This window comes from Paenibacillus sedimenti (genome assembly GCF_014534655.1).
Taxonomy (GTDB): Bacteria; Bacillota; Bacilli; order Paenibacillales; family NBRC-103111; genus Paenibacillus_E; species Paenibacillus_E sedimenti.
Genome location: NZ_JACVVD010000005.1, coordinates 107115 through 131634, shown reverse-complemented (window position 1 = coordinate 131634; position 24520 = coordinate 107115). Strand labels below are relative to the sequence as shown.

Genomic DNA, 24520 nt, shown 5'->3' with positions numbered 1-24520 from the left:
AATGTCCTGAGTGAATCCTGGTTCCTATATTGTTGTCAACGAAAATAAAAATAACATCTATCGTCCAGAAATGCAATAGTTTTTTTTTCCAACTGCTATCATGCTTTTGGACTCAATACCTACCATATGTGATCAAAGATCGGCCTGTGCATGAAAAGAAAAAAGACCCTATCGAAGGGTCTTACTGCAGTAAATGAATGTATGTGCGAGTTAAGCCTCTAAAGTAAACAAACGGTGCGTCAGTTCACGAAGGCGAGTGTCAATCTGCTGGTGCATATCCTGCTCTTGCATAGCGTTGCGCAAGTCAAGGAGTTGGTTAATCTGACCGTAGATCGCATCGATTTCCCGCTCCACTTCTTTCTTCTGGAACATCTGCTCCAGTTGACCAATTGTGTCTTTATACTCATAGATGATCGTCAACAGTTGTCCCTTAACTTCTTCGATCTTTACAACAGTGCCGAGTTCATAATAATAGACCATCGTATAACCCGGATAAATCCGATTTACAATTGCGCTGCCTTTAAATTCAGACACCGCTTTGCGCATCAAATTAGCCAGCAAGGTATTGCTTAATCGACAGGATCCCGTACATTCATATAGGCCCGATTTCTGCTCAAATGACAGGACGATCTCTTGACCTGCGCCGTCTTGAAAAACAACCTCTTGGTTGCCATTCTCTAAAACCTTGACTTGCAGTGTCACTTGATGCTCCACAAACATTTGAAAAAACTTGAACATCTCGGCTTCTGTTAACTGGAGGCAGGTTTTGACATATTCAGTCGCTAACCTTTGTGCCATAAAAATCCCTCGATTCTTTGTTTTCAAGCCATAAGTTGTTACCTTGCTTATTATTATACTACATGATCGCTTAATATTCCTGCGCGGCATCCCGTAAATTTCAGGAGAAATCGAGCAAAATCCGCAATCCGTCATCAAGATGTATGAATTTTATGATAATACCTCTGTTTCCCGCTGTTTCATCCTTACTTCCCTCTCTATTTGAAGAACAAAATTCAATCCGCATAAGCCTTGCGAGATTTATTTCTCCTTACCGTCTCCGAGTTTATTGAATACCAGGTAGGAATAAATAGTCGGTACCACTACCGAAATGCCAATAATGCTCAGAAGCACGTAGTGAAGTGGATAGTCGCCGAAAAAGCTGCAAACGAGCATCACAAACCCGCAAATCACCCATAAAGGACCTGTCAGACGATGCGTTTTTTTCCATACTTCTTCGTTCGCTAACGTCCATGGCGTACGAACACCCAATGTATAATTGCGGCGAATGCGGCCCATATAATTGCCTAAAATGATCCATAAAACGCCCATGAACAGGAACAACACAGTGTTCATCGAAATGTCATAGCCGCGATTATAGAACAAAACCATCACAAAAATGCCAGTTAAAAAAGTAACGATCACAAATCGGAACAATTCATAAACATCCATAAACTTTGCATAATTCCCCTGTTTCGGATCCAATCTTGGAACTACTTTTAAGCAGATAAACAATATGAAATTGATCAGTGACATAGAAATGATGAATACTGACTTGCTCATAAAACCATTGGTATTACCTTTCAAATCGAAGTGAGAAGCCAATTGGTCAGGTAGATCCTCGTACATGACCGCTCCCATTATGACAGGCACCAGTACGATTAACAGCAGCATGGCGTCTTTCCAGCCCCACAATATTTTTGTATTTTTATTCATGTTTCGTCCTCTCCTTTTTTAATGATATCCATGAACCATCCCATGACTTCTTGGACAACTGTCGTATTGAGCGAATACATAATATTTTGTCCTTGACGTTCATCTAAGATCAGCTTTGCCGCCTTTAGAGCGTTTAAATGGTGTGAGATGCTTGGCTTGGTCATTTGAAAATGCTCGGCTATTTCGCCGGCCGTTCGGTCCTTATCGCGAAGCAGTTTGATAATCGCTCTTCGCGTCGGATCGGATAACGCTTTGAACGATTCATTCATGGTATTTTCACCTCTTCGTTAGATATTTAGATAATTATCTAAATGTTTAAAAGTAGTATAAACAATATTCCGATTTTTGTCAAAAATAAAAAACAACACCTCTCTGCTTGCGGGCAGATAAGTATGTTGTTTTTTTCATTCATTCGGATCTTGAGATCCTTGTAGTTTTTGCAGTACTTAAAGTTCTTGCTGATCTTGCTGATCTTGCTCTTCCTTCGGTTCTTTCAGTTCTTCTTGCCCATAGCCAATTTGCTTTTCAATCAATTCCCAGAGTTCGTCCTTACCTAGTCCGAGTTCTGAGGAGAACAAAAGCGGATGAAATCCCTGATCCATTCCCAGCGTCTCACGAACGACTTTAGCGTGTTTTTGCCATCTGCTCTTCGGAATCTTATCCGCTTTAGTCGCTACGACAAGAACCGGAACGTCATGATGTCTTAGCCATTGGTACATGGCTTGGTCGTCTTTGGTCGGAGGATGGCGCAAGTCGATCAGCTGCATGACAAGCTTCAACGGCTCGCGGTTCAATAAATAGTTCTCAATAAATTTACCCCACTGCTCGCGCTGTGTTTTGGATACTTTAGCATAGCCGTATCCGGGAAGATCGACGAAATATAAGTCCTCATTAATTTTGTAATAATTCAGCGTTTGGGTTTTGCCGGGCTGCGAACTGGTTCTAGCCAAATTTTTACGGTTAATCATGCGGTTAATGAGCGATGATTTCCCGACATTAGAACGCCCTGCCAGAGCAATCTCCGGCAAGGCATCTTCTGGATATTGGCTAGGTCCGACAGCGCTGATAATGAATTCAGCTTGATTGACCTTCATGGTTGTTCACTACTTTCTTTCGTTATCCGACGTGGGCGGGCGGCTTATTTTTAACTAGTGCATGTTCCAGCACCTGATCCATGTGACTTACCGGGATAAACGTCAATTCATTACGGACGCTTTCCGGAATTTCGATGATATCTTTCTCGTTATCCTGCGGCAAAAGGATTTTTCGGATGCCGGCGCGGTGCGCGGCGAGCGCCTTTTCCTTCAAGCCTCCGATAGGAAGCACGCGGCCGCGGAGCGTAATCTCGCCGGTCATCGCGACCTGGCGGGATACCGGGATGTTCGTCAGCGCTGAGATCAGCGCCGTCCCCATCGTGATGCCTGCGGATGGACCATCCTTCGGAATTGCTCCCTCCGGGATGTGGATGTGAATATCATTTTTCTCATGGAAATCGGTAGGAATCCCTAATTCGACGGCACGCGAGCGTGTAAAGCTGAATGCGGCTTGCGCCGACTCCTTAATCACGTCACCGAGTTTACCTGTCAAAGTGAGCTTGCCTGTTCCAGGCATCACCGTCACTTCAATGACCAAGGTGTCGCCTCCGACTTCCGTCCAAGCGAGTCCGGTTACGGCGCCAATCTGATCTTTCTCTTCAGCCACATTGTAACGGAATTTGGCCGGTCCGAGATAATCTTGCAGATTGCCTGCAATCACTTGTACAGGAGCCGATGGATCCGCTACAATCTGCTTGGCTGCTTTACGGCACATACCCGCTACTTGCTGCTCCAGATTGCGTACACCGGCTTCGCGAGTATATTCCCTTACAATCTTCATCAACGCAGCTTCTTCAACAAGCAGCTGCTCTTCCTGAAGACCGTGGTCGCGCTTCTGTTTCGGCAGTAAATACCGCTTCGCAATTTGAAGCTTCTCGATTTCCGTGTAACCCGGGATATAGAGAACCTCCATCCGGTCCAGCAGCGGGCGCGGAATATTGTGGACGGCATTGGCCGTCGTTATGAACATAACGTTAGACAAGTCAAACGGAGCTTCAATGAAATGATCGCTAAAAGTGCTGTTCTGCTCAGGATCAAGAACCTCCAGAAGCGCTGAAGCCGGATCGCCGCGGAAATCCATGGCCATTTTGTCGATTTCATCTAAGAGGAATACAGGATTGTTCGCGCCTGCATTTTTCATGCCTTGAATGATGCGTCCAGGCATTGCTCCCACATAAGTGCGCCGATGACCGCGAATCTCCGCCTCATCCCGTACACCGCCCAAAGAAATGCGGATGAATTGTCTCCCCATCGATCTGGCGATGGAACGCGCGATCGAGGTTTTCCCTACGCCCGGTGGTCCTACAAGACAAAGGATCGGTCCTTTTAGCTTTTGAACAAGCTTCTGAACAGCCAAATATTCAAGCACGCGTTCCTTTGGCTTTTCCAATCCAAAATGATCTTCGTTCAGAATCTCCTCCGCCTTGGCTAGATCAAGATCATCTTCCGTCCGCTTCGACCAAGGCAATCCCAGCAGCCAATCGATATAATTCCGAATTACGCCACCCTCTGCAGAGGTTGCGGGCATTTTCTCCAGACGATCGATTTCTTTCTCGACCTTCTCGCGTACTTTATCAGGAAGTTCAGCCTCGTTCAGCTGATTGCGCAATTCATCCACTTCGCCGGCACGGCCTTCCTTATCGCCAAGCTCTTTCTGAATGGCCTTCATCTGCTCGCGAAGGTAGTACTCCTTCTGCGTCTTTTCCATTTGTTTTTTCACGCGTTGGCTAATTTTGCGTTCCAACTCCAGCACTTCGCGCTCATTATTCAAGATGTTCAGCATTTTCTCCAGACGTTCGCGAACATCTACCGTTTCGAGAATTTCCTGTTTATCTTTGATTTTAAGCGATAAGTGGCTGCATATCACATCCGCTAAACGGCCAGGTTCATCGATATCGGAAACAGCCGCAAGCGTTTCGGGCGTTACCTTTTTGGATAGGTTGATATAATGTTCGAACTGGTTCAGAACCGTCCTCATTAGCGCGTCTATTTCGGGATCGGTGATTTCCTGCTCCGGCAATTCTTTGGCTGTTACCTCATAATACTCCTCATTGACGAGATATTCAGTGATTTCAGCGCGCAGAACGCCTTCTACAAGAACACGTATCGTTCCATTCGGCAGTTTAAGCATTTGCCGCACTTTCGCAATGGTGCCGATACGGTAAATATCCTCTTTGGAAGGTTCTTCTATATTGATCTCAGATTGAGAGCAGAGGAGAATCATGCTGTCATCTACCATCGCCCGCTCGAGCGCTTTTACCGACTTTTCCCGTCCCACATCCAGATGTAGAACCATACTCGGATAGACTAACAGTCCCCTTAAAGGTAAAAGCGGCAATCTGCGCACCTTGATTTTACCAGGTCCCATCCTCTGCACCTCCTAAATTTACCCCACAAAATGAAGTATTTTCGTAACCATGGTTGCTTTTACATTTTATCAAAACTGTAAACAAAACACCAATTGGCGCTCTGGCGCGGTTTGCGGGGCTTTTCGTCGCTTATGATTAAGATTCGATCGTGCCCGGCGATTTGGCATGCAAGATCGGCAATGTTGTTGGAGAAACAGTACGCTCAGCAGTAATCGGCATAGGAATAACATTATCCTGCAGCTCGATACCAAGCGCAACTTGCAGCACTTCCTCAATGGATTCAGCGGCCTTCACTTCAACACCAGGCAATTCGGCAAACATTTCCTGCCAGTTTTCTTTTGGAATAATGACTTTAGTAGCTCCAGCTTGGAAAGCCGCTTCTACTTTAGCTACAACTCCGCCTACCGGCTTCACTTTGCCGTGAATGCTCATCTCACCGGTCATGGCCAGCTTGTTATCGACAGGAATTTTATGTATCGCTGACGCAATAGCCGTAGCCATTGAAATCCCGGCAGATGGTCCATCAATCGGAACACCGCCTGGAAAGTTAATATGCAGGTCATAATCCGAGGTATTAAAGCCAAGCTTGCGCAGAACGGTTAATACGTTTTCCACAGAGCCGCGTGCCATGCTTTTTCTGCGTATCGTACGGGAGCCTCCCCCCATCTCTTCCTCGTCCACGACGCCTGTAATGTTGAATTTACCTGTACCCGGTTCGGCAACAGGAATCGCAATGACTTCAATTTCAAGCAGAGTCCCCAAATTTGGCCCATATACCGCTAATCCATTCACAAAGCCGACTTGCGGCTGCGTAGGCACTTTACGTTCAGGTCTTGGCGGAATTTGGGAGGAGTTAACAACCCATTCGATATCTGCCGCTGTAATTTCATCCCGCTTGTCTGTTAACGCTATGCCTGCAGCGAGCTGAATGACGTTGACCGCTTCCCTGCCATTGGTTGCATATTTAGTAACGACATTAACAGCGGAAGGACTGTCTTGGAAGCCGATTTTCTTGAGCGCTTTCTGTGCGATTTCACCGATTTCCTCAGGGAGCAGAGGCCGGAAAAATATCTCCAAGCACCGTGAACGGATCGCAGGCGGAATTTCGCTCGGCGTCCGTGTTGTTGCCCCTACCAAACGGAAATCAGCCGGCAAGCCATTTTGGAAAATATCATGGATGTAGTTTGGAATGTTCGTATCTTCGGAGCTGTAGTAAGCACTCTCCAAATATACTTTACGATCCTCCAGAACCTTTAATAATTTGTTCATTTGGGTCGGGTGTAATTCTCCGATTTCATCAATAAACAAAATACCCCCGTGCGCCTTCGTCACAGCCCCGGGTTTAGGTTGCGGAATGCCCGCTACACCCATTGCCCCCGCTCCTTGATAGATCGGATCATGAACTGAACCAATAAGCGGATCGGCGATCCCCCGCTCGTCAAAACGAGCCGTTGTCGCATCGATTTCAGTAAATTTGGAATCAGGACGGAATGGCGATTCTTGATTTTTTTTTGCTTCTTCTAAAACAACACGGGCAGCAGCTGTCTTTCCTACGCCGGGAGGACCATAGATGAGCACATGCTGCGGATTCGGTCCGCATAGCGCCGCTTTCAGCGCTTTAAGACCTTCCTTTTGACCTACGATATCCTGCATGGATGACGGTCTAGTCTTCTCAGATAAGGGTTTGGTCAGCGAGATGGATCGCAGTTTGCGCAGCTTTTCCAGCTCTTTTCTGGACTCTCTATCTACAGCAGACCGATTCGTCTGTTGATTGCGCAGCAAATTCCAAAAATACAATCCAATCACAACAGCGAAAAATACTTGAATTACCATGAGAATAATACTTAAGCTCATCTTTCATTCCTCCTTAAAGTTTTGCTTTAGCAAAACTGACTTCGTAAGCGTTGCAGGGCTTTCCGCAAGAAAGCTTTCATCATAAGCAATTACGTCATACCCTCCATTATTCCCGTGTAAAAGAAGGTTAATCCAATCTATGCAAACTTTTGCAGGATGCATGAGAAGCCCCCCTCGGAAGAAGGATAAGAGCAAAAAGGACGTGGCATCGTGAAGCAAAGACTGGCTATCATTCTACTTTCCATATGTCTTTGTATAACGAGTACAGAGACCTACGCATATACAAGCAATCCCTTGCTCCCGGAAGCCGATGTGCTGATCGATGTAGGGCATGGCGGTATCGATAGCGGAGCGATATTCGGCAAATATGAAGAGAAAGATATGAATCTAGCCATCTCCAAGAAGACTTACAAGTTGCTCAAAAAGAAAGGCTACCGTGTCGCCGTCAATCGCAATAAAGATTATGCCTTAAGTGATGATAACCGTTGGTCTTCTGGAGGGAGACATCGTAAGGATCTCGCCCAAAGGGCCGGGATTGCCAACACAATCAAACCCAAGATTATGCTAAGCCTGCATATCAACTTTTCCAATAAGATAGATCGCCGCGGTCCGCTTGTTATTTACCAGAACAAATCCGATAGTATTTTGTTAGCTAACTTATTACAGCAATCCTTGAATCGTGTATATGGAATAGAAGAAATGCCGGTGCTTGGAAAAAAATATTATGTGCTTAAACATAGCAAATGCCCTGCAGTCATCGTAGAATTAGGATTTATCTCAAACAAAATAGACCGCAAAATGCTGAACGACTCCCACCACCAATCTAGGCTGGCGGAAGCGATCGCTACTTCCGTGGAGCAATATTTTGCAATGATTCACCCATCTTAACAGTAGGTATTTTCATTGTTTTGGAAATCGATACAAATGTAGCTTCTTTCTGAATAGAAGGGATCGCTTCTTTAATCACTTGCGCCGTTTTTTTGCCTGGAGGGCCTACATGCCCGATCGCGATGCTAGTTTCTTTGTCATGTATGAGTTTCTTAAATTTCACCATTTGTTTACTGATGTGATTATAAGTATAGAGATCGTCAAAAAAGAGCAGATTTTCCGTGTACGGAACTTCCATTTGCTCAGCCAGCTTTCCAATCAGGCTCTTGTGGGATGTTCTGCTGTCCAAAATCATCAAGCCTTTATCTTTGCATACTTCAACAATAATTTTCATTACTCTTTCGTCTGCAGTCGCTTTCGATCCCATATGATTGTTGATGCCTATCGCATACGGAACGTCTGCAATGGCTGCAAGCACCCTTTTGCGAATTTCATCATTCGAGAGGTCGGTTGTGATCGCTCCCGGACCTAACCAGCTTTTCTTGCCGCGTTGCGGCTCCATCGGCAGGTGTAAAAGAACTTCATAGCCTTTTTCATGGGCCAGTTGGGCATCCTTCTTGGTCGACGGCAGGAACGGCATGACGGCGACGGTAAGCGGGATGGGTAAACTGAGCATCTCCGCGGTCCCATCCATATTGTTGCCGAAGTCATCGATAACGATGGCAACTTGTTTGGATCGCTCAACCGTCTCCTCTGACGCCGGTACAGGCTCACTCAAAGCTCCTGCCTGATAGGGAATCACGAGCAGCAATGCACCACATAGAATGAGCGACAGGGTAAACTTACGTAATGGGTTCATTTTTTTCCTGTGCATAGTTATGCTCCTTCGAGTTTTTCGCAGAAAACTTGCTTCTTAAACATAAGCTTTCCAGATTTATTCATTATGCTTCTCTTGGCCACGGAATATACGTGCCAACGAAAGAAGCCCCTGAAGATCACGTTCGATCTTCAGGGGCTTCTTTTTATTAATGCTTACGTCCCGGGATAACTCCCGTTTTCTCGTAAGCTTCTACAATCGTGTCAATTTCCTTTTTGAGTTCTGATAGTAAATCGGCTTCAGGAACTTTGCGGATCATCTCGCCGTAACGGAACAACATGCCTTCACCACGAGCGCCTGCGATGCCGATATCGGCTTCACGTGCTTCGCCTGGACCGTTTACCGCACAGCCGAGTACAGATACCTTAATCGGTACTTTAATCCTGGCAATGTACTCTTCCACCTCATTGGCAATTGAGAACAAATCGATGTCCAGTCGGCCGCAGGTTGGACAGGATACGAGCGTTGCCGCATTCGTGATAAGCCCAAATGTTTTGAGCAGTTCACGAGCGACCTTAATTTCTTCAACCGGATCAGCGCTAAGCGATATCCGCAGCGTATTGCCGATGCCCATGTTGAGCAGGGCGCCGATACCTGCGGCACTTTTCACGGAGCCTGTGAATAAGGTACCAGCCTCTGTGATGCCAAGATGCAGCGGGTAGTTGAAGGCTTGGGCCGCTTTCGAGTATGCGGCGATTGCCATCGGTACATCCGATGCCTTGAGCGAAACAATAATATCATGGAAATCAAGCTCTTCCAGTATGTTGATATGGAATAACGCGCTTTCTACCATCGCTTCAGGTGTAGGGTACCCATACTTCTCAAGCAAATGATTCTCCAGCGAACCTGCGTTTACGCCGATCCGAATCGGAATACCGCGTTCCTTACAAGCTTTCACTACGGCTTCGACTTTCTCACGGCGACCGATATTTCCCGGATTGATGCGTACTTTATCGATTCCATTCTCGATGGCGGCAAGCGCCAAGCGATGATCAAAATGAATATCCGCAACGAGAGGGATATGAATCTGCTTTTTAATTTCTTTGATAGCTTCTGCCGCTTCTTTGTTATTCACCGTTACACGGACAATTTGGCAGCCCGCTTCTTCGAGACGAAGAATCTCGGCAACAGTCGCTTTTACATCAGCCGTTTTCGTCGTACACATGCTTTGCATAATGACTTCGTTGCTGCCGCCGATCGTTAAATCCCCAACGCGAACAGGCCGCGTATCTTTTCTATGGAACATAATGGTTTCTCTCCCCATGACACCAAACATCCTCCGCTCCAATTTCCTGTAACGGAAACCGGATTGGAGGCTGTGTGTGGAATTATGAAATTATGGGTTACGCGCTTTCTTCCTTCTTCTTGCCAGCCGTCTGACCGCCGTCTTTCGTTGTCAAAACAGGCAGAAGCTTGTTTTGCACCGTTTCTTTGGTCACTTTGCAAGTAGATACGTCTGTTCTCGAAGGGACCTCGAACATCACGTCCAGCATGATGCTTTCGATAATCGCTCTAAGACCGCGTGCCCCTGTATTCCGTTTGATCGCTTCCTTCGCGATGGCTTCGAGCGCTTCAGCGTCGAATTCAAGCGACACATTGTCCATGTCAAGAAGCTTCTGGTATTGCTTAACCAGAGCGTTCTTCGGCTCGGATAGAATACGAACAAGGGCTGCTTCATCCAGCGGCTCTAACGTGGAGATCACCGGCAAACGACCTACGAACTCTGGGATTAATCCGAATTTCAGCAAATCTTCCGGAAGCACCATGGACAGGTACTCGCCTGGTTTCAGATCTACTTTGCTGCCGTCTGTGCTGAAACCGATGACTTTTTTACCGATTCTGCGTTTGATAATTTGCTCCAGGCCATCGAAAGCACCTCCGCAAATGAACAGAATGTTCGTTGTATCGATTTGGATGAATTCCTGATGCGGGTGCTTGCGGCCGCCTTGCGGTGGAACGGAAGCTACCGTGCCCTCAAGAATTTTGAGTAATGCTTGTTGAACGCCTTCCCCAGAAACGTCGCGTGTAATCGACGGGTTCTCGGATTTGCGGGCAACTTTATCGATTTCGTCAATGTAGATAATGCCGCGTTCAGCTTTCTCTACATCGTAATCAGCAGCTTGAATCAGCTTGAGCAGAATGTTCTCTACGTCTTCGCCTACATAACCGGCTTCTGTTAAAGAAGTCGCATCAGCAATCGCGAATGGAACGTTAAGAATTTTGGCAAGCGTTTGTGCAAGCAACGTTTTACCGCTACCTGTAGGTCCAAGAAGAACGATGTTACTCTTTTGAAGCTCCACATCTTCAAGCTTGTTTTGCGAGTTAATACGTTTGTAGTGGTTATAAACCGCTACAGCGAGCGATTTCTTCGCTTGGTCCTGTCCAATAACATACTGATCCAAAATGTTGCGAATTTCTTGCGGTTTCGGAACATCTTTCAGATCCAGCTCTTCTTCATGGCCCAGTTCTTCTTCTACAATCTCTGTACAAAGCTCTATACATTCATCACAAATGTAAACTCCCGGACCGGCAACAAGCTTGCGCACTTGGTCTTGGGATTTCCCGCAAAAGGAACATTTGAGTTGGCCTTTTTCATCGTTAAATTTAAACATGGGATCACTCCTTTATTTCAAGTCGTTTCGAGTGATAACCTCGTCGATTAAACCGTATGCCTTCGCTTCTTCAGCGCTCATAAAGTTATCGCGATCGGTGTCTCTTTCGATCTTTTCAAGCGGCTGTCCCGTACGGTCCACATAAATCTGGTTGAGCTTTTGCTTCGTTTTGATAATCCAATCCGCGTGGATTTTGATATCGGTCGCCTGACCTCTAACACCACCGAGTGGCTGGTGAATCATCACTTCTGCATTAGGCAGCGCAAATCGCTTGCCTTTGGCACCGGCTGTTAACAGCAAGGAGCCCATACTTGCAGCCATACCTACACAAATCGTAGATACATCCGGCTTAATGAACTGCATGGTATCAAAGATCCCCATTCCTGCCGTTACAGACCCGCCAGGGGAATTGATATATAAGTGGATATCCTTCTCAGGATCCTGAGCGGATAAAAAGAGCAGCTGGGCAATGACCAAATTAGCCACATCGTCATCGATCGCGCTCCCGATGAAGATAATGCGGTCCTTGAGCAGGCGCGAGTAGATATCGTAAGAACGTTCCCCGCGAGCCTCTTGTTCAACAACCATAGGAATAAGACTCATTGTACCAACTCCTTTAACGGCAATTCGCCATGTTCACCCCATATGGGTTCTTTAATGATACGGGAATCTTAGGCAAGTTCCCGTTACCATCTTAAGTACAGTTTAACACGTTTGAGCAGCAAAGTCATTTTTTCAGGGCGAGGCTATGTAAGCGTTTTTTTCTTATGTGTTTGGGGCAGTCAGGGACAAATTAGGGTAAAAGAAAGGCACGCCAGCGTTACGAACGTGCCCTTACTTACCTTATTTACACTGCTGCGGAAACATTCTTGCTATTTTCGAGCAGGAAGTCTACGGTTTTTCTTACAACCAGGTCGTTAGTCAAACCTTCCAGACTGCCGTTGGAAGCAAACAGCTCACGAAGTTCTGCTGCGGATTTCTGGAATGATTGCGAGTATTTCTCAAGCTCAGCATCCACTTCTTCGTCGGAAACAGTGATCTTCTCTGCTGCTGCGATTGCTTCAAGAACAAGGTTGTTGCGAACACGCTTCTCGGCGTCTTCTCTCATTTGGTCTTTCAACACGCTTTCGTTTTGGCCGGAGAATTGGAAGTAAATCTCAAGCGTCATACCTTGGGAACGAAGACGTCTTTCGAATTCTTTCACCATGACGTCAAGCTCAGCTTCTACCATTGCAGCCGGGATTTCAACGTCTGCGTTTGTTGCAGCTTTTTCAACAACTGCTGTTTCTCTAGCCGCTTCCCCGTCTTTCTCTTTACGCTCTTGCAGACGCTTTTTCATGTCGTCTTTGTACTCTTCAAGCGTATCGAACTCGCTGACGTCTTTAGCAAACTCATCATCCAGCTCAGGCAGGTTTTTGCGTTTGATGTCATGAATTTTCACTTTAAACACAGCCGCTTTACCTTTGAGGTCTTCGGAGTGATAGTTTTCCGGGAATGTCACTTCAACGTCTTTCTCTTCGCCTTTCGCAAGACCGACGAGTTGCTCTTCGAATCCTGGAATGAAGCTGTTGGAACCAAGCTCAAGGGAGTACTTCTCCGCTTTACCGCCTTGGAACGCCTCACCGTCTACGAAGCCTTCGAAATCAAGAACGACTACGTCGCCGTTAGCCGCTTGTCCTTCTTCAAGAACAACAAGCTCAGCATGGCGCTGTTGCAGACGTTTCAATTCTTCGTTCACTTCTTCTTCCGTTACATTAGCGTCTACAGCTTCAACTTCGATGCCTTTGTAGTCGCCAAGCGTTACTTCAGGTTTAACCGTTACTTTGGCTTTGAATTTCAGAACTTGTCCTTTGCCGAATTGTTCAACGTCTACTTCCGGGCGATCAACAGGCTCGATTTTAACCTCTTCAATCGCTTGAACGTAAACTTCCGGCAAAATGATATCCAAAGCATCTTGATACAAGCTTTCTACACCAAATTTAGCTTCAAAGATCGAACGAGGCACTTTACCTTTACGGAAACCAGGTACGTTCACTTTCGCGGATACTTTTTTGAATGCTTTATCGAGTGCATCTGCGACGCGCTCCGCGCCAACTTCCACTTCAAGAACGCCTACGTTCTTCTCTATTTTTTCCCAACTTGCTTTCATTTTATGCCTTCCCCTCCAAAAATGTACCATGACATATTTTCACGTTCTGGCAAGTGGAGTGCTAATGCTAATCCCCCTACCTACCATTATAACCATTCTATTATAACATATAACATTTTCATTTCAAGGCAGACGATTCGTTCGTTTACCACATTTGGAAAGTTTAACTTCGTTAAAGCACTAAAATTGCTTAATAAACTTTCCTATTGGTGATAAAAACTTCCGCTTAACGCGGTCGCTCATCTTCGAACGTACATCGATATAAGCTTTTCTCACAAAGGATCAGGATGATATTGATTGATGAACGTTTGCAGCGTCAGATGAGCCCGTTTCCACTGGAGTTTCATCGAATCGACAATCCCATAATTTTCAAATAGTTCTTCGCGACTTATCGTCCCGAACAATCTTTCCTGAAGTGCCGCATGCAAAGCGGAGGCCCACACATCGACAGCCCCTTCTTCCGGTTTCAACAAATCGGTATAGACAGAGGTGCCGTAAGCGTAAGCAAGAAACTCCTGCCACGATTGATTGGCGAAAAAGACAAAATTCGGCTGGTTCATTTCACTAATTTCCCCGACTCTGCGGATCATATCACGGATTTGAGCTGGAAAATCCTCCGGACAAAGCGGCGTCTCTTCGATCTCTACTATGACTTTGCTCCCGTTCTTAGGCAATTCCAAGATGCCGCGCTCTCCCATCTGTCTAAGCGCCTGCAGCGCCTTAAACTGAATGTGCGGATGCCGCGCCTTTTCGGAAACCCATTGCTTCACTGCCCGACTTGCTTCCGGAAGTTCAACATAAGCCAATTGTTCAAGCGCAGTGATCTGCTTTTCCAAACTGCCGTCACGGAGCATGCCGAGGAGCTTATCAATATAAGCCGCATCCTCCGTCGATTTCTCCTGTATGTACTGCCGCAGCAAATCCTCTTCTTCTTCCTCCTGTTCCTCCTCCGTTACCGGAATGGAAGGAAATACGGTTTCCGGATGCATTGTCTGAAGCCAGTTATACAACGCTTTCCATTGGTCCGATTTATGTTGACCGACATTCGGAAATTGCAATAGAAAGGTCAGCAGCTGCAAAGCGTCGCTGTACTGCTCTCGCTGTAGAAAGCGGGTTAGTTCCTCTTCGTAAAATTGCTCCGTCTTCGGGAAAAGGATTAAATTGTTGATGTATGGTTCTGTAATGGGGATCACCTCAAAAAACTTCGTCTCGCTGGAGACAGTTTACTTGATTGTCCTATCGATTGCAAAAGAAAATAAAAATGGGGTTGACTTCATCGAAATCGATGTGTTAATATAACTCTTGCTTCGCTAAAAACGAACTCGATTCGAAAGCGAAAAGCTTTAAGTCCCAGTAGCTCAGCAGGATAGAGCATACGCCTTCTAAGCGTACGGTCGGGGGTTCGAATCCCTCCTGGGACGTTATTACAAAGAAGAGGCCGCGATAGCTCGCGGTCTCTTTTTTTCTCAACATCTGATACCATTCTTATGATATAATCATGTTCAATTACATATTTTCGAATAAATGAGGTGCCCTTGTAAGCAGCAAGGGGTAACAGGGAATCGGGTGCAAATCCCGAGCGGTCCCGCCACTGTATTCGGGGAGATTCTTTCATTAATGTCACTTGATGTAGACCCATCAGGGAAGGCGAAAGAACACGACGATCCGAGAGCCAGGAGACCTACCTCCATTTATGCACCCACAAGCCTTCGCGGAAAGGAGCGGTGTACGTCAAGAGATTCGATAAATTTTTTTTATCGTCTATTCGCACGTACCCACGACCCTCCATCAGGATGGGTCTTATTTGTTTTTAACATCATTTTAGGAGGTAAAGGAACAATGAAACAACGAAAGACTAAGTTGACTAGTCTTATGCTTCTCGTATTAGGATTCACGTTGTATCTATTTATCAATGAACCGCAGTCCGCTTACGCCATGCACATTATGGAGGGCTTTCTTCCCATTGGTTGGGCTGTATTCTGGTGGATTGTTTTCCTGCCTTTCTTCCTTCTAGGCCTTCGATCACTCATCAAAATAACGAAAGAAACGCCTGAACTTAAAATTATGCTCGGCCTCGCCGGAGCCTTCACCTTCGTCCTGTCGGCGCTGAAAATTCCATCCGTAACCGGAAGCAGTTCGCATCCGACTGGGACAGGCTTAGGTGCAGTCATGTTCGGTCCGCTCCCTATGAGCGTATTAGGATCGATTGTCTTGCTGTTTCAAGCTATTCTGCTTGCGCACGGCGGATTGACGACACTGGGTGCCAATGCTTTCTCCATGGCGGTTTCAGGTCCTATAGTCGGTTACTTCATCTATAAATCTATGATGAAAACGACCGGTAAACAGAAGTGGTCGATCTTTACAGCTGCCGCCATCGCCGATCTGTCCACCTATGTGGTAACTTCCGTGCAACTATCTCTCGCCTTCCCGGCTGGGTATGGCGGTATTGCCGCGTCTTTCCTGAAGTTTGGCAGTATTTTTGCCATGACTCAAATCCCGCTCGCGATTAGCGAAGGCATTCTTACCGTATTGATTTGGAACTGGATTGGGGCTTACAGCCCAAAAGAACTTTCTATCCTTCAGCGTAAAATGAAAGGAGCTCAAGAATAATGAGGAGTCGTACGCTAAATATTTTCTTGTTCATTATAGTTGTTTTATTGGCTGTGCTGCCTTTGGCATTTGTTAATGGAGAATTCGGTGGTGCCGACAATGCTGCCGAACAGTTGATTCAAACGCTTCACCCTAGTTACGAGCCTTGGTTTTCTTCGTTGTTTGAGCTGCCTGCGGAAACGGAAAGTATGTTGTTTGCCCTGCAAGCGGCGATCGGAGCCGGGTTCATCGGTTTTGCCATCGGGTATTTCAAAGGAAAAGCATCGAGATCCAAATCCGAATGATAAAACTCGTCGATTCTCTTTCTTATAGTAATTCATTACGCGCTTACTCCCCGATGTGGAAAAGCGGATTTGCCGCCGCATTACTACTATTGTCCTATCTTGCCCATCCTGTCGTACAGTTGATTCTGACGGCGTGGATGATCGTATGGACCATCGGTTACGCCCGTATTCCTTTCAAGTACTATTTCCTAGTTACCGGGACAGCATGCCTATTTTTTGCAGCCAGCGTTCCTGCTATTGTTATAGAAATTCGACCTTTGCATGAAACTGTCGGGTCTGCTTCTGAGCTGGTTTCCTTTTCATTTTTGAAATGGACTGCATTCATTACGATGCCGGGCCTTATGCTCGCCGCTAAATTGTTCATCCGCATACTGGCAAGTCTCTCATGCATGACTTTTCTTATGTTTAGCACGTCATTTTCAGAATTGTTGCAAGTGATGAGAAAACTTCGAGTCCCTGCCCTGGTGCCCGAAATCATGCTGATTATGTATCGGTTTTTGTTTATCCTTTTTGAAATTGTTCATGACATGTTCGTTGCGCAGCAGGCTAGAGGCGGACAACGCGGAATGAAGAACAGACTGAAGGATACGGCACTTCTTATTGTCAGAATGTTTATCAAAACGATGCAGCGGTACAAGAGCCTCTCCAATGGTTTCCTGTCAAGAGGTTTTGCGGATGACATTTTGATGGCGCCTTATGAAGCAAGGACCATCCCTAATAGGTACAAGCTGGAAATCTGCATCGGAGTGGGATTATTGTTACTGCTGGAAATTTGGCTTCGCTGGAGGAATATGCGATGACATCGATTCTTGAAACGGTTGAAGTTTTCTTTCGCTATCCAGGTACATCTATAGAAGCTTTGCGATCTTTGACCCTTCACATACCGGAAAAGAAAAAAACGGCAATCTGCGGCCATAATGGCTCCGGCAAATCAACCTTGTTTCTTCATGCCATCGGGATCCATGCTCCTACATCCGGAAACGTACTTTGGAAAAATACGCCTTTGTCTTACAAACGCAAAGAACTTACACAGTTGCGGCAACAAATAGGGCTCGTTTTTCAAGACCCTGAGCAGCAGCTTATCTTGAATACGCCCTATGAGGACGTTTCTTATGGCCTTCGTAACGCCGGGATCCCAGAGCCCGAAATTAAACTGCGAACCGTAAAGATGCTGCAATCCATGCGGCTTGAGCATTTGGCTCATACACCTATCCATCACTTAAGTCTCGGTCAAAAGAAACGTGTGGCGCTCGCGGGGGTTCTCGTGCTTGAACCCGAGCTGCTGCTGCTTGATGAACCGACAGCCTACCTGGATCGAATCTCCGAGCAACAGCTCTTGGAGGAGCTTGAGCGCATTCACAGCCGGGGGATGACGCTGGCCATGGCCACTCATGATATGAATCTTGCCTATGCATGGGCTGATTGGATGCTGATCATGAACGAAGGACAATGTGTCATGGAAGGAACGCCGGATGAAATATTCAGTCGTACGGATGCGATTACTGCCCTTGGATTAGATACGCCAATGCTGCTTGACATTTGGAACGCATTGCCGGAATCCGTTCGCGGAGACTTACGTCCTCCTAAGAATATCGAGGCTTTTAAGCAGCTATTCGGTTCTATCTTCTAGAAGACAAGTAGAGGCTGTCCCTTAAGGTTAGTAACAACCTGAGAGATAGCCTCTTTTCCAAATCGCATGAGTTGTGTGAGCTCAAGCGGAACGTGAGTTCTTAATTGAGCAATTACACGGATGGCCGATTGGGCTGATGATGACCCGGCTCTGTTGAATACAGATTTTGTTGTATTCGAGAAGATTGTTTGGAATTATCGATTGTGCTTTGTGTAATGGAGTCCAGGTTTCTACCTTTTTTCTTACTCATAACGGACATATCCTCCTTAAAAAATAGTAAATTGGTTACTAAATTAGTATGGATTATTGACCGGTATCGTATGCTGGAAATGTGAGGATTCCCAAATAAAAAGCCTGCAAGGAATGTTCCCTGCAGGCCAATGTGGTGCCATTAGACATTAGTGCTTATGGTTGGGCAATTTATCGCCCGGACGTTTATGCCCATGTGTCCTTAAATTCTTCTCGGCTTTTCTCTGCTTGTCGTGCAGTTTGCTGATGAAATGACTATCCATGAGCATTCGCCTCCTGAAGAAATAATGGCACTGCCTCTTTAGAATGTCACACCAGCTCTAAATTTAAACGCATGGCCAGATTAAGAATAGCGCCTCTAGCTTCCGCATTCGTTTTGACCAACTCGTAAAGTTCTTCAAATTCGGCACGTTTCTCCATAAATACAGGCTCGGTCTTAATCGCGGTTTGGGTCCAGTTGATCAGTACGTTCTCCGCTTGAGTCAGTTCATTATATGCGCGATGTAAGCCTACTTTCTCGATGATTTCTTCCATTTCTTCTTGTCCGACTTCCTTGCCTTGTTCTTTCAAGGCTTCAATTCGTTTATCTGCTTGATTGCTAATTTGCAAAAAATGTTCTCTAGCTGCCAAGTAATCGATTTGAGCTTTGGAGTGTTTTTTTTTCATCGTCATCACCTTCGTCATGGAATAAAGTAAGAGTTGGATTCATTGTAACAGTCCTGCCTTCAAAATACAAAGTCAGCCTGAAATGTAGGCTCGGGCGCTGGAGCTGGACAGACATTTTATGCCCCTGGAACGCATACCCTTTATCATCATGCTCTCTTAAGGAAAGGGATGAACGTCTATGTGCGGAATAACGGGATGGATAGATTGGCGGAAAGACTTGACCGGGTACCCGTCCATTCTAGAGAATATGACGGAAACCTTAAATCTGCGCGGCCCGGATGCTTCCGGCACTTGGATATCGCAGCATTGTGCGCTAGGCCATCGACGTCTCAGCGTGATGGACCCGGAGAACGGCGCCCAGCCGATGATCCGGAAACAGGGTGATTATACGTATACAATCGTATATAATGGTGAGCTTTATAACGCCCCTGAGCTGAAAAGAGAGCTCGAAGTGCGCGGGCACCACTTCCGCACCACGTGTGATACGGAGGTGCTGCTTGTCGCGTTCATTGAATGGGGTCGGGCTTGCGTGGATCGACTTAATGGGATATTCGCTTTTGCGGCTTGGAACGATCAGGAACAATCCCTCTATTTGGTCAGAGATCGGCTCGGCGTAAAGCCGCTTTTTTATTCTCATCAGAATGGTGTGCTTCTATTCGGTTCCGAACCGAAAGCGATTCTTGCCCATCCTGATTTCAAAGTCGAGGTTGGCGCGGAAGGCTTGGCGGAAATTTTCGCGGTAGGACCTGCCCGAACGCCGGGACACGGTATTTATCGCAACATGTCTGAGCTCAAGCCTGGACAGTGTGCTGTTTTTGACCGCAATGGCTTGTCTATCCGCACCTACTGGAAACTGGAAAGCAAGCAGCATCCGGATGACGTCGATACTACCGCGAAGCACGTTCAGGAACTGCTCCAGGATACAGCAGAGCGCCAGCTCGTCTCCGATGTGCCCATCTGTACCTTGTTGTCAGGAGGTCTCGATTCCAGTGCGCTGACGACGCTCGCAGCAAACCATTACAAGCAAAGCGGCAATGGCCAGTTTCATACATTCTCTGTCGATTATGTTGATAACGATAAGCACTTCAAAGCGAACGCTTTTCAGCCTAATGCGGATGCACCGTGGATCAAACGAATGACCGAGCACTTAGGCACCGCGCATCACTACATTGAGTTCGATACCCCAGAACTTGTCGAATCGCTTAAAACGGCGGTCTTTGCCCGCGACACACCGGGGATGGCTGATATTGATGGATCCCTGTATTTGTTCTGCCGTGAAATTAAAAAAGAAGCAACTGTCGCCATTTCCGGTGAAGCGGCCGATGAAATTTTTGGCGGTTACCCGTGGTTTCACCGCGATGATGCGCTGGAAGCCAATACATTCCCGTGGTCGCTCAAACTGAACAACCGGGTTGATCTGCTGGCGCCTGATCTCGTCGACTGGATTAAACCGTTCGAATACGTCAGCAATCGATATCAACAAGCATTAGCCGAGGTGCCGCGGCTAGCCGGAGAAACGCAACAGCAAAACCGGATGCGAGAAATGTCGTATTTGAACATCACCCGCTTCATGCCGACGTTGCTCGATCGCAAAGATCGCATGAGTATGGCTGTTGGCCTGGAAGTACGCGTTCCCTTCTGCGATCATCGGCTTGTCGAATATGTATGGAATATTCCCTGGGAAATCAAAACTTCCGGAGATCGGGAAAAAGGCATCTTGCGCAAAGCGCTCAAAGGTGTCCTCCCGGACGATGTGCTGACTCGCAAAAAAAGTCCCTATCCAAAAACGCATAATCCGAATTATTTAACAGCGGTGAGAAAATGGGTGTTAGAAATTCTTGATGACTCCAGTTCGCCGCTGCTCCCCTTCATTGATGTGAAAAAAATTCGCGAACTTGCCAGTTCTGAAGATGCCGATGTGAACATACCTTGGTTCGGTCAGCTTATGTCAGGACCGCAGCTGTTCGCTTACCTGGCTCAAGTGGATACTTGGCTGCGCACTTACAAAATATCGATTCATTAAGACAGAAGACCTGCTTCCCCCTAAAGAGGAGAGACTTTGATCCACGATCAAAGATCCCTATATTAGGTGGTAAGCAGGTCTTTACTATTAGTCGCCGGTATCGCTGGACAACCTGTCCAAAAATTGACGCAGCGCCTTCGCGCGATGACTCATCTCATTTTTCTCTTCGACCGTCAATTCGGCCATCGTCTTCCCGATCTCAGGGATATAGAACAACGGATCGTAACCGAATCCGCTCTCTCCTCTGGGTTCGCTAATGATGTAGCCTTCGCAGCGTTCTTCCGCTTCGATAATCTCATTGGCGACGGGGTCAATAAGCGCTAGCGCGCAGACGAATGCGGCTTCGCTCAGCAGCTTTGGCTGCTCGCTGCCGGGGGTTTGCTCATGCGCGAATGAAGGCCGTTCGCTCAACTCACGCAGCAGCTTCGCGTTATTTTCCACATCAGTCGCAGCCTCACCCGCGAAACGAGCGGAATACACACCAGGCACTCCGTCAAGTGCGGCAACGCACAGCCCGGAATCATCCGCCAGCACAGGTACGTGCAGATGCGCGGAAATAACCTGCGCCTTGATGCGCGCATTTTCGGCAAAAGTGGCTCCGCTCTCTACGATCTCCGGCAAATCTGAATAATCAGCCAAACTCCGGACTTTGTAACCTTTGGGTTCAAAAAGCTTCGCAAATTCCTTGACTTTCCCCTCATTACGCGTGGCAATAACGACAAAGTTACTCTGCAGTCGCATGTTCCACACCCCGAATGCGTGCACTAATCGGTCCGAGTACCTTGCGCTGCTCCTCAATCATTGCCTGAATGCCCGTCTCCGCGAGTTCAAGCAGTTCATCCAACTCCTTACGGGAGAACGGTGCATCCTCGCCTGTTCCTTGAATCTCTACGAATTGACCTGATCCCGTCATAACAACGTTCATATCAACCTTTGCCTGTGAATCCTCTTCATAATTCAGATCAAGTCGAGGCGTATCGCCAATAACCCCTACACTAACAGAAGCAAGAAAGTCATTGATTGGAAATTGTTTCAAATTTTTATCCGTAACCAGCTTATTGACCGCAAATGCCATCGCCACGAATGCACCGGTAATGGAAGTCGTGCGTGTGCCCCCGTCCGCTTGAATCACATCGCAATCCAGCGTAATGGACCTTTCGCCCAGAGCTTCCAGATTGACAACAGAGCGCAGCGCGCGTCCGATGAGCCGCTGAATCTCCATTGTACGGCCGCCCAGCTTGCCCTTAGCCGCTTCACGTTGATTCCTAACCTGTGTCGCACGCGGCAGCATCGAATACTCCGCCGTCACCCATCCCTTTCCTTGTCCCTTCATAAAGGGCGGGACACGTTCCTCAACGGTCGCCGTACATATCACTTTGGTATCTCCAACTTCGATGAGCACCGAGCCTTCTGCGTGTTTAATATAGTGAGGGATTATTTTCATAGGTCGCAATTCTTGATTCGTTCTTCCATTGATTCTCATAAATAGTTGTTCTCCTCCTGTACTCGCCCTAGCCTATGTCCCCATTGTAATGCAGTGTAGGGCGTTTGTAAAAAAAATAGGCTATATCTCCAAAGTTTATCTTTAATATTTCCAATTTACGGAAGATTACTAAGAATCCAAAGGTTCTTTACAACTAATGAAAAGACCCCTATCGCAAGCCGTCTTCTAAAGACAGTCCTATCGCGTAGAGGTCCCAAAAGTCTTCATTCTAGAGTTTCACTGGATTGACATGTGCCGGTCTAGACACAGGCTTACTGTAGTTTTGATTGTCTGTCGATGTAATTTTCACGGCGCCGTCTACCTTGATTTGCACTTGTTTGATGCCTGCATTTTCGGTGAGGGAAAGGATCACCGACTGCAGCGCATCGCCGGATGCCTTCTGATCGGTACCAAGCAGCTTGCTGGAGAAATCGACGGTGACAAGACTATCCGTCAGTTTGACACTTTTCACTTCCGTCGTTGCATTCAGCGCACTGGTTAAACCTTTTTTGGCATCAGGCCCTTTGATGAGCTGATCCACAACAGCTTGGGCTACATCATCCGTTCGTTTTACCAGTCTGGTGACAGGTACGTAATATTTGTAATTTTGATCATTTTGATTCAGGAAATAGAGCGTGACCGGTGTCGATTGTCCGAATTCGGCATCTGCCGCTTTTTCGAGATTAATGCCCATCGTACGCGCAAGCGGCGTATCCAGCGGCGTTTTGCCTTTCGGCATTTCTTTCAGCTCCTTGCCATCGACGCGAAGCTGTACCTTCTCAACCGCCGGGAAACTCGTGAGTGTCCAAGTAACGGCTTCAAGAATCTTACGTTCATTAGATGGGTCATAATTCAGAAATTCCTTGGAAAAGTCTACGACAGCCCGTTTATCCGACGTAATATTGATGCCGAGCACCTTCGTATCTTTCGGAAGGATCGCCTCAAACCCTGCAGGCAACAGACTCGTAACCGGCCCGTCATCTACCATGTATTCCAGCGTTGTCTTCGCTACGGATTGGGATTTGGGCAGCCCAAGGCTGACAGGTGCAACAAAACCTTTTGAATCTCTCACATACACGGTCATTTGCGATGAGTTGTCAGCAGCCATATCGATGGTGATTGCAGCTGAAGTAGTTTGCGCATCCGCTTCCGACCCTGTTTTCGGAGGAGCATCGATGTCTTCTTTCTTCCCGGAGCCCAAAACCGAGCATCCTGTAGTCAGCAAAGCAATCACCCCCGCGATAGCGGCTGAACGAATCCAATGTTGATGTTTCATATGCTTGTTTCCTCCTTAGAGTTTTCGATAAAAAACCGGCTTCGTAAGCACTGACTTTAAGGTCTAGCCTGTACTAAGCTTTTTCGTATTACTATGTATACGATGCTTTGTCCGATTTATAACTACTTTTTGTCCAAAAAGGTGGTCAAGTTTACTCAGCTAAGCCTCCAGGATATATTTCATGGTCCGTCCAAGAGAGTAGTTCGTTAGCGCTCATTCCTGGCTAATCAAAAACCAACTGCATTTCATGCAGTTAATTTCGGACAAATAGTCTCATATGGCCATTTACCTGCATTTTGTGCCTGTAATTGGGCTAAAAACTTGAAAAACCCTCATGTAGGGCTGAATTTGAGGCATTATTGGCAGTTATTTCTTCTCTGTAGGTCATTGACGGGAAAAAACAGGCATTTTTTGCTGGAGGTGCTGCTTTTTTGCGTATAAAAAATACTCCAAAGTCAAAAGGCACAATGACCTTAGACTTTGGAGCATTTTTCTCATTGTTTGTTTCTATTTTATTCTTCCTCTAAACTAGGAAGTTCAGGGAAATCAGGGAATGGGAATCTTTTCCTCTTTCCCTCAGTTCCCTGTTTCTATCATCTCGTAATATTTAAAGTTATCAATTTGCTTGTTTCACCGTCCGCAAAGGTAAACGTACCGGAAGATGCGCCGTAATCCTGACCACTGGCTGCAGTCCCGGCAACTGTCGCATAAATAGTTCCATTAGACTGTTTGTATGAGTCTGCTATGATCCCTTTGGAGCGCAAATGTCCCATAAACATGAGAAAAGCACCCCCTCCGTCAAG

At 46.6% G+C, this 24520-nt stretch carries 25 protein-coding genes, 1 tRNA gene and 1 riboswitch; of the genes, 7 read left to right on the top strand and 19 right to left on the bottom strand.

All coding sequences use genetic code 11. The features are described 5' to 3' along the window. Positions 1-210: 210 nt before the first annotated feature. The 7 genes from ICC18_RS16095 to ICC18_RS16065 all read right to left on the bottom strand — a co-directional run bounded on the left by ICC18_RS16095 (position 211) and on the right by ICC18_RS16065 (position 7192). On the bottom strand, positions 211-798 hold the full coding sequence (locus tag ICC18_RS16095) for a non-ribosomal peptide synthetase module (RefSeq protein ID WP_188175468.1): 588 nt from the start codon (positions 796-798) through the stop codon (positions 211-213). A 240-nt stretch (positions 799-1038) separates the two neighbouring features. Then, positions 1039-1713, bottom strand: coding sequence for an SdpI family protein (locus ICC18_RS16090; protein WP_188175467.1), 675 nt, complete (start codon positions 1711-1713; stop codon positions 1039-1041). Further along, on the bottom strand, positions 1710-1982 hold the full coding sequence (locus ICC18_RS16085) for an autorepressor SdpR family transcription factor (protein WP_188175466.1): 273 nt from the start codon (positions 1980-1982) through the stop codon (positions 1710-1712). Before ICC18_RS16085 ends, ICC18_RS16090 begins: the two co-directional genes overlap by 4 nt. 177 nt (positions 1983-2159) lie before the next feature. Continuing rightward, positions 2160-2807 (bottom strand): ribosome biogenesis GTP-binding protein YihA/YsxC, encoded by a 648-nt coding sequence (yihA, locus tag ICC18_RS16080; RefSeq protein ID WP_188175465.1) that lies wholly within the window; start codon positions 2805-2807, stop codon positions 2160-2162. Positions 2808-2829: 22 nt separating this feature from the next. Continuing rightward, positions 2830-5175 carry an endopeptidase La gene (gene lon / locus ICC18_RS16075; RefSeq protein ID WP_188175464.1) on the bottom strand — a complete coding sequence of 782 codons (2346 nt, stop codon included), beginning with the start codon at positions 5173-5175 and terminating at the stop codon, positions 2830-2832. Positions 5176-5311: 136 nt separating this feature from the next. Further along, positions 5312-7030 (bottom strand): ATP-dependent protease LonB, encoded by a 1719-nt coding sequence (gene lonB, locus ICC18_RS16070; protein WP_188175463.1) that lies wholly within the window; start codon positions 7028-7030, stop codon positions 5312-5314. A 3-nt stretch (positions 7031-7033) separates the two neighbouring features. Continuing rightward, positions 7034-7192: a hypothetical protein gene (locus ICC18_RS16065; protein ID WP_188175462.1), complete on the bottom strand. Its 159-nt coding sequence runs from the start codon at positions 7190-7192 to the stop codon at positions 7034-7036. A 48-nt stretch (positions 7193-7240) separates the two neighbouring features. On the opposite strand from ICC18_RS16065, the gene ICC18_RS16060 reads away from it, so the two are divergent. Beyond that, entirely contained in the window at positions 7241-7918 is a 678-nt protein-coding gene (locus tag ICC18_RS16060) for an N-acetylmuramoyl-L-alanine amidase family protein (RefSeq protein WP_188175461.1), read from the top strand. On the opposite strand, the gene ICC18_RS16055 is transcribed toward ICC18_RS16060, so the two are convergent. From ICC18_RS16055 to ICC18_RS16030, 6 genes are all read right to left on the bottom strand, one after another. Then, complete coding sequence (locus ICC18_RS16055; protein ID WP_188175460.1) at positions 7875-8732, bottom strand: divergent polysaccharide deacetylase family protein; 858 nt, start codon at positions 8730-8732, stop codon at positions 7875-7877. The two genes, ICC18_RS16060 and ICC18_RS16055, sit on opposite strands and share 44 nt — an antisense overlap. Positions 8733-8883: 151 nt before the next feature. Then, positions 8884-9981 carry a flavodoxin-dependent (E)-4-hydroxy-3-methylbut-2-enyl-diphosphate synthase gene (ispG, locus tag ICC18_RS16050; RefSeq protein ID WP_188175459.1) on the bottom strand — a complete coding sequence of 366 codons (1098 nt, stop codon included), beginning with the start codon at positions 9979-9981 and terminating at the stop codon, positions 8884-8886. 97 nt (positions 9982-10078) lie between these two features. Beyond that, a complete protein-coding gene (gene clpX, locus ICC18_RS16045; protein ID WP_188175458.1) occupies positions 10079-11347 on the bottom strand; it encodes an ATP-dependent protease ATP-binding subunit ClpX in 1269 nt (422 codons plus the stop codon). Positions 11348-11359: 12 nt separating this feature from the next. Further along, positions 11360-11950: an ATP-dependent Clp endopeptidase proteolytic subunit ClpP gene (gene clpP, locus ICC18_RS16040; protein ID WP_188175457.1), complete on the bottom strand. Its 591-nt coding sequence runs from the start codon at positions 11948-11950 to the stop codon at positions 11360-11362. A gap of 244 nt (positions 11951-12194) precedes the next feature. Then, entirely contained in the window at positions 12195-13496 is a 1302-nt protein-coding gene (tig, locus tag ICC18_RS16035; RefSeq protein ID WP_188175456.1) for a trigger factor, read from the bottom strand. A 272-nt stretch (positions 13497-13768) separates the two neighbouring features. Next, positions 13769-14689 carry a HEAT repeat domain-containing protein gene (locus ICC18_RS16030; protein ID WP_188175455.1) on the bottom strand — a complete coding sequence of 307 codons (921 nt, stop codon included), beginning with the start codon at positions 14687-14689 and terminating at the stop codon, positions 13769-13771. Between the two features lie 154 nt (positions 14690-14843). Here ICC18_RS16030 and ICC18_RS16025 point away from each other — a divergent pair. From ICC18_RS16025 to ICC18_RS16005, 5 genes are all read left to right on the top strand, one after another. Further along, positions 14844-14917 (top strand) — tRNA-Arg (locus tag ICC18_RS16025). 89 nt (positions 14918-15006) lie between these two features. Continuing rightward, positions 15007-15200: riboswitch (cobalamin riboswitch) on the top strand. Between the two features lie 135 nt (positions 15201-15335). Next, on the top strand, positions 15336-16106 hold the full coding sequence (locus ICC18_RS16020; protein WP_188175454.1) for an energy-coupling factor ABC transporter permease: 771 nt from the start codon (positions 15336-15338) through the stop codon (positions 16104-16106). Then, entirely contained in the window at positions 16106-16390 is a 285-nt protein-coding gene (locus tag ICC18_RS16015) for a cobalt ECF transporter S component CbiN (RefSeq protein ID WP_188175453.1), read from the top strand. The genes ICC18_RS16020 and ICC18_RS16015 overlap by 1 nt, the downstream gene beginning before the upstream one ends. Next, the gene (gene cbiQ / locus ICC18_RS16010; protein WP_188175452.1) at positions 16387-17190 is read left to right on the top strand and encodes a cobalt ECF transporter T component CbiQ; all 804 of its coding nucleotides are present in this window, start codon (positions 16387-16389) and stop codon (positions 17188-17190) included. The genes ICC18_RS16015 and cbiQ overlap by 4 nt, the downstream gene beginning before the upstream one ends. Further along, on the top strand, positions 17187-18020 hold the full coding sequence (locus ICC18_RS16005; RefSeq protein WP_188175451.1) for an energy-coupling factor ABC transporter ATP-binding protein: 834 nt from the start codon (positions 17187-17189) through the stop codon (positions 18018-18020). Before cbiQ ends, ICC18_RS16005 begins: the two co-directional genes overlap by 4 nt. 398 nt (positions 18021-18418) lie before the next feature. On the opposite strand, the gene ICC18_RS16000 is transcribed toward ICC18_RS16005, so the two are convergent. Both ICC18_RS16000 and ICC18_RS15995 read right to left on the bottom strand, forming a co-directional pair. Next, positions 18419-18532, bottom strand: a complete 114-nt coding sequence (locus ICC18_RS16000; protein ID WP_188175450.1) for a DUF4023 family protein — start codon at positions 18530-18532, stop codon at positions 18419-18421. A gap of 46 nt (positions 18533-18578) precedes the next feature. Then, the gene (locus ICC18_RS15995) at positions 18579-18935 is read right to left on the bottom strand and encodes a hypothetical protein (RefSeq protein ID WP_188175449.1); all 357 of its coding nucleotides are present in this window, start codon (positions 18933-18935) and stop codon (positions 18579-18581) included. A 178-nt stretch (positions 18936-19113) separates the two neighbouring features. Between ICC18_RS15995 and asnB the strand changes: the two genes are divergently transcribed. After that, positions 19114-20958, top strand: a complete 1845-nt coding sequence (asnB, locus tag ICC18_RS15990; RefSeq protein ID WP_188175448.1) for an asparagine synthase (glutamine-hydrolyzing) — start codon at positions 19114-19116, stop codon at positions 20956-20958. 87 nt (positions 20959-21045) lie between these two features. Here asnB and ICC18_RS15985 read toward each other — a convergent pair whose 3' ends face one another. From ICC18_RS15985 to ICC18_RS15970, 4 genes are all read right to left on the bottom strand, one after another. Then, positions 21046-21699: an XTP/dITP diphosphatase gene (locus tag ICC18_RS15985; RefSeq protein WP_188175447.1), complete on the bottom strand. Its 654-nt coding sequence runs from the start codon at positions 21697-21699 to the stop codon at positions 21046-21048. Further along, on the bottom strand, positions 21683-22441 hold the full coding sequence (gene rph / locus ICC18_RS15980; RefSeq protein ID WP_188175446.1) for a ribonuclease PH: 759 nt from the start codon (positions 22439-22441) through the stop codon (positions 21683-21685). Before rph ends, ICC18_RS15985 begins: the two co-directional genes overlap by 17 nt. Positions 22442-22670: 229 nt before the next feature. Next, positions 22671-23717 (bottom strand): GerMN domain-containing protein, encoded by a 1047-nt coding sequence (locus ICC18_RS15975; protein WP_188175445.1) that lies wholly within the window; start codon positions 23715-23717, stop codon positions 22671-22673. Between the two features lie 593 nt (positions 23718-24310). Beyond that, positions 24311-24496 (bottom strand): Calx-beta domain-containing protein, encoded by a 186-nt coding sequence (locus ICC18_RS15970; protein ID WP_188175444.1) that lies wholly within the window; start codon positions 24494-24496, stop codon positions 24311-24313. Positions 24497-24520 lie beyond the last annotated feature (24 nt).

What these genes read in the sequence shown, in the direction of transcription:
- ICC18_RS16090 (WP_188175467.1), bottom strand. Translation starts at nt 1,713, where the DNA reads ATGAATAAAAATACAAAAATATTGTGGGGCTGGAAAGACGCCATGCTG.
- ICC18_RS16020 (WP_188175454.1), top strand. Translation starts at nt 15,336, where the DNA reads ATGAAACAACGAAAGACTAAGTTGACTAGTCTTATGCTTCTCGTATTA.
- lonB (WP_188175463.1), bottom strand. Translation starts at nt 7,030, where the DNA reads ATGAGCTTAAGTATTATTCTCATGGTAATTCAAGTATTTTTCGCTGTT.
- lon (WP_188175464.1), bottom strand. Translation starts at nt 5,175, where the DNA reads ATGGGACCTGGTAAAATCAAGGTGCGCAGATTGCCGCTTTTACCTTTA.
- ICC18_RS15985 (WP_188175447.1), bottom strand. Translation starts at nt 21,699, where the DNA reads ATGCGACTGCAGAGTAACTTTGTCGTTATTGCCACGCGTAATGAGGGG.
- tig (WP_188175456.1), bottom strand. Translation starts at nt 13,496, where the DNA reads ATGAAAGCAAGTTGGGAAAAAATAGAGAAGAACGTAGGCGTTCTTGAA.
- ICC18_RS16055 (WP_188175460.1), bottom strand. Translation starts at nt 8,732, where the DNA reads ATGCACAGGAAAAAAATGAACCCATTACGTAAGTTTACCCTGTCGCTC.
- ICC18_RS15975 (WP_188175445.1), bottom strand. Translation starts at nt 23,717, where the DNA reads ATGAAACATCAACATTGGATTCGTTCAGCCGCTATCGCGGGGGTGATT.
- ICC18_RS16065 (WP_188175462.1), bottom strand. Translation starts at nt 7,192, where the DNA reads ATGCATCCTGCAAAAGTTTGCATAGATTGGATTAACCTTCTTTTACAC.
- ICC18_RS16000 (WP_188175450.1), bottom strand. Translation starts at nt 18,532, where the DNA reads ATGGATAGTCATTTCATCAGCAAACTGCACGACAAGCAGAGAAAAGCC.
- clpP (WP_188175457.1), bottom strand. Translation starts at nt 11,950, where the DNA reads ATGAGTCTTATTCCTATGGTTGTTGAACAAGAGGCTCGCGGGGAACGT.
- ICC18_RS15970 (WP_188175444.1), bottom strand. Translation starts at nt 24,496, where the DNA reads ATGTTTATGGGACATTTGCGCTCCAAAGGGATCATAGCAGACTCATAC.
- ICC18_RS16085 (WP_188175466.1), bottom strand. Translation starts at nt 1,982, where the DNA reads ATGAATGAATCGTTCAAAGCGTTATCCGATCCGACGCGAAGAGCGATT.
- clpX (WP_188175458.1), bottom strand. Translation starts at nt 11,347, where the DNA reads ATGTTTAAATTTAACGATGAAAAAGGCCAACTCAAATGTTCCTTTTGC.
- ICC18_RS15995 (WP_188175449.1), bottom strand. Translation starts at nt 18,935, where the DNA reads ATGAAAAAAAAACACTCCAAAGCTCAAATCGATTACTTGGCAGCTAGA.
- rph (WP_188175446.1), bottom strand. Translation starts at nt 22,441, where the DNA reads ATGAGAATCAATGGAAGAACGAATCAAGAATTGCGACCTATGAAAATA.
- ICC18_RS16095 (WP_188175468.1), bottom strand. Translation starts at nt 798, where the DNA reads ATGGCACAAAGGTTAGCGACTGAATATGTCAAAACCTGCCTCCAGTTA.
- yihA (WP_188175465.1), bottom strand. Translation starts at nt 2,807, where the DNA reads ATGAAGGTCAATCAAGCTGAATTCATTATCAGCGCTGTCGGACCTAGC.
- cbiQ (WP_188175452.1), top strand. Translation starts at nt 16,387, where the DNA reads ATGATAAAACTCGTCGATTCTCTTTCTTATAGTAATTCATTACGCGCT.
- asnB (WP_188175448.1), top strand. Translation starts at nt 19,114, where the DNA reads ATGTGCGGAATAACGGGATGGATAGATTGGCGGAAAGACTTGACCGGG.
- ICC18_RS16015 (WP_188175453.1), top strand. Translation starts at nt 16,106, where the DNA reads ATGAGGAGTCGTACGCTAAATATTTTCTTGTTCATTATAGTTGTTTTA.
- ispG (WP_188175459.1), bottom strand. Translation starts at nt 9,981, where the DNA reads ATGTTCCATAGAAAAGATACGCGGCCTGTTCGCGTTGGGGATTTAACG.
- ICC18_RS16005 (WP_188175451.1), top strand. Translation starts at nt 17,187, where the DNA reads ATGACATCGATTCTTGAAACGGTTGAAGTTTTCTTTCGCTATCCAGGT.